This is a genomic window from Sutterella parvirubra YIT 11816, assembly GCF_000250875.1.
GTDB classification, from domain to species: domain Bacteria; phylum Pseudomonadota; class Gammaproteobacteria; order Burkholderiales; family Burkholderiaceae_F; genus Sutterella; species Sutterella parvirubra.
The window spans coordinates 1-3,184 of the sequence record NZ_JH604952.1 but is presented as its reverse complement, the minus strand read 5'-3'; the positions used below and the strand labels follow the sequence as shown (position 1 = coordinate 3,184).

The 3,184-nt window shown below is 63.7% G+C and carries 1 protein-coding gene; it reads right to left on the bottom strand.

Going from position 1 to position 3,184, the window contains the following annotated elements; translation table 11 throughout:
• Nucleotides 1-151: 151 nt before the first annotated feature.
• The coding region (locus tag HMPREF9440_RS05070) for an autotransporter family protein (RefSeq protein WP_008542111.1) at nucleotides 152-3,184 on the bottom strand (3,033 nt) is incomplete at its 5' end.

The window sequence follows — 3,184 nt, the reverse complement described above, 5'->3', positions numbered from 1 at the left end:
AGAAAAAGGCCCAACCTCGGTTTCCCAAGATCGGGCCTCAAGCGCCGGGCTTTCGCCCCGCGCAGTGTGAAATCTCCGTCCCGCGCCTTCTTGGAGCTGAAGGCGCGGGGCGAAGGCTCCGCAGCCGAACAGACTGCGGAGCGCTTCCTCATCAGAAGCGATAGCTGAAGTTCGCCTTCACCGTGGCGTTCTGACGGTCGTCGCTGCCGAAGCCGTAGCCCGCGTCGAGACCGAAGGCGTACTGGCCGTAGACGGCCTCCACGCCCACCGTGGTGTTGTAGAGGTTGTCGATCACGTCGACGTTCCCCACCGCGGTCTTCACGTCCTTGTCGCCCACCTGCGGGACGATGGTGAAGTCGACCGAGGGCACGACCTTCCAGCCGGAGGCTTCGAACGTGCCGTTCACCTCAACGCCCACCGGGAGTTCGACGACGTTGATCGAGTCGGACGCGTACCCGCGGTAGTCGTCGACGTCGATCGCCGTATAGCGGACGCCCGCGTGCGGGACGACGTTGAAGGCCCCTTCGTAGGCCGTCCAGTCGGCGCGCAGCCCCACCGTGAAGACGGTCGAGTCGAGCGATTCGTCGGCCGACGCACCGGCCACCGTGCCCTTCAGGTCGTTGTCGACCCAGAGGTAGGAGAGGTCCGCACCGATGTAGAGGCTCGTGTCGGCGACGTTCTTCCCCGTGTAGACCGAGAGACCCCAGAAGTCGGCGTCGTTCGAGTACTTCGAGAAGGAGCGTTCGCCGTCGGCGTCCGCCTGACCGATCGTCAACGCCGCGCCCAGCTTCGCGCCGCACGAGAAGACGGTGTCGAAGCCGAACACGCCGCCGTAGACGTCGGCGCTGTAGCCCTGACCGCCGTAGATCTTCTTCGCTTCGTTCGAGGCGTAGAAGACGTCGGCCCAGGCGCCCATGCCTTCGCCCTTGACGTTGTGGTTCATGACCGCGCGGGTCACTTCCGCAGCCGCGTCGTAGGCGACGTTGTAGGTGCCCGCGACGACCGGGGCGGCGACGTATTCGGAAGCGGCCCACTGACCAGCCTCGGTGAGCTTGCCGTTCGCGAAGAGCGCTTCCGTCGCGCCGATCGCGTTGAAGACCGCGCCGTTCTTGGCGTTGGCGTAACCCGCTTCCATCGCGGCGGCGAGCTCGCCGTCATCGCCGACGGCGGTCCCGTCGAAGGCCACCACGAGCTTCGAGGTCGTGTCCGTCGCGCCGCCAGCGGCGGTTTCGATCGTGGCCGAAAGGAAGGCGCTGTCGTCCTTGAAGGTGAGGCCCGAATCGGCGGTATTCGCGAGGGCGAACGTACCGGTCTGGTTGAGGTTGAGCAGGAAGCCCGACCCGGCCGGAGCCTTCAGATTGCCCTTCACGATGGGTTCGGCACCGAGCGCACGCGCGTCGATCACGAGGATGCCGGAGGAGCCCACCGTGACGGCGCCGCCCGTACCGGAAGTGACACCAACATTAACCTGACCAGTGCTCTCCACTTCCAAGACGCGGTCGAGGAAGAGGACATCCTTGTCCTTGACGTCGTTATCCGTCATGAACGAATTCGCGATGATGTCGCGGGCGTTCTTGTTCGTCCCGTAGAGCTTGAACCCAGTCGCAACTTCGGGCGTGAGGGAGAGGACACGGGAACTGCTGGACGGCGTCCCAACCGTACCGGCGACCTTGGTAAGGACGACCGTGCCGCCGTTTTCAGCCTGAACGTTGGTGCCTGCCTTCACTTCCGTGACATCAAGGGTACCCGAAACCTTCGTCCTGCCGCCGGAGAGACTGTAGACGGTGAAGGCGGCACCCGCGTCAACCGTGGCGGTGGCATCGACCGTCACATTGTTCGCGGTGAAGGCGCCCACCACCGTGAGCGTGTCGACCTTAAGGGTTTCGACGTTGACGTTGCCCGAGGCTTCGGTGTTGTTGCCGAGGGTGAGCGCCCCCGTCACCTCGACGGTCTTCGTCGTGTCGGCGAGACTCGCGAATACGTCGTCGTTATCGCCGGAGAGGACAAGCGCACCGGCCCCTTCCGTACCTCCGCTGGAGTTGTTGGCCGTGATCGTCACGGTCTCTTTCTCGGCATTGCCGAAGTCAATCGCTGCGACGGTGGTATCGGTATTCGACTCGAGGGCGAACGAACCGTCATCAGCCTTCGCAGTCTGGTCGGCGAGGTTGAGACCGCCGATTTGGCCACCCGTGAGCGCTTCGTCCTGCCCAAGCACGAGCTTGCCGTTCGCGAAGACCACCTTAAGCGTGTCCTTGGTGGCGTTCTTGCTGCCGGCATTGAGCTTGGACTGCGCGGCCTTGAGGTCCGCCAGGCTGTACTCAAAGCTGTCGGTCAGTAGTTCCACAACGCCGATACCGGACATCAGGGCCACGACGTCGGTCACGCCCCAATCCGCAACGGTATCCTTGCCGTTGTTCACGAAGATCTGCGAGCCCTGAATGTTGAGCGTGCCGCCCTCGAACTGGATCGCGCCACGAGTGGGGTCCTTCGTGCCGCCCGTGGCCTTCAACGTGTTGGTCACGGAGAGACGACCGCCTTCGAGCGTCAGCTTGCCCTTCGGGGCCACTTCCACGTCGCTGAAGGCGTAGTTACCCGAGACGACCGTCAGTTCGCCCGAGCCCTTCTTTTCCGAAGCCGTGCCGATCTTGAGCGCGCCGGTGTAGTCCTGGCCCGCAACCTGCAGGCGGCCGCCTTCGAGCTTGTAGTCCGCGTCATAGGCGAGAAGAAGGCGGTTGGCCGGATCCGTCGCCGCCGTCCCCGTCGTACGGGAGTTGAGCGCTTCGATGTTGAAGATGCCGTTCTCGCCGATCGTGACTTTGCGGAAGGCGTTGTTGAGCGTCTTGTCGCTCTGGAAGATCGAGGCGGTGAGGCGGCCGTTCTGGATGTTCGCGACGTCGATGACGCTGACCACGTCATTCTGCTCGGCGGTCGTCGTCTGAAGCGTCACGTCGGCGCCGTCATTGACGCTGAGCGTGAAGTGCTTACCGGTATCCTCGGTGCCGGTATCCTTGGTGGCCTTATCGACCTGCAGAAGCAGGTTGCCCTGCATGCCGTTCAGGTTGAGGGTCGTGTTGGTCGCGGCCGCATCAACGTGCACGAGCCCCAGAACGCGCGAACCAGCTTCGAGGTTGATGACATTGCCGTTCGTACCGTCCTTCTTCACTTCAATGGCCGACGTACCGTT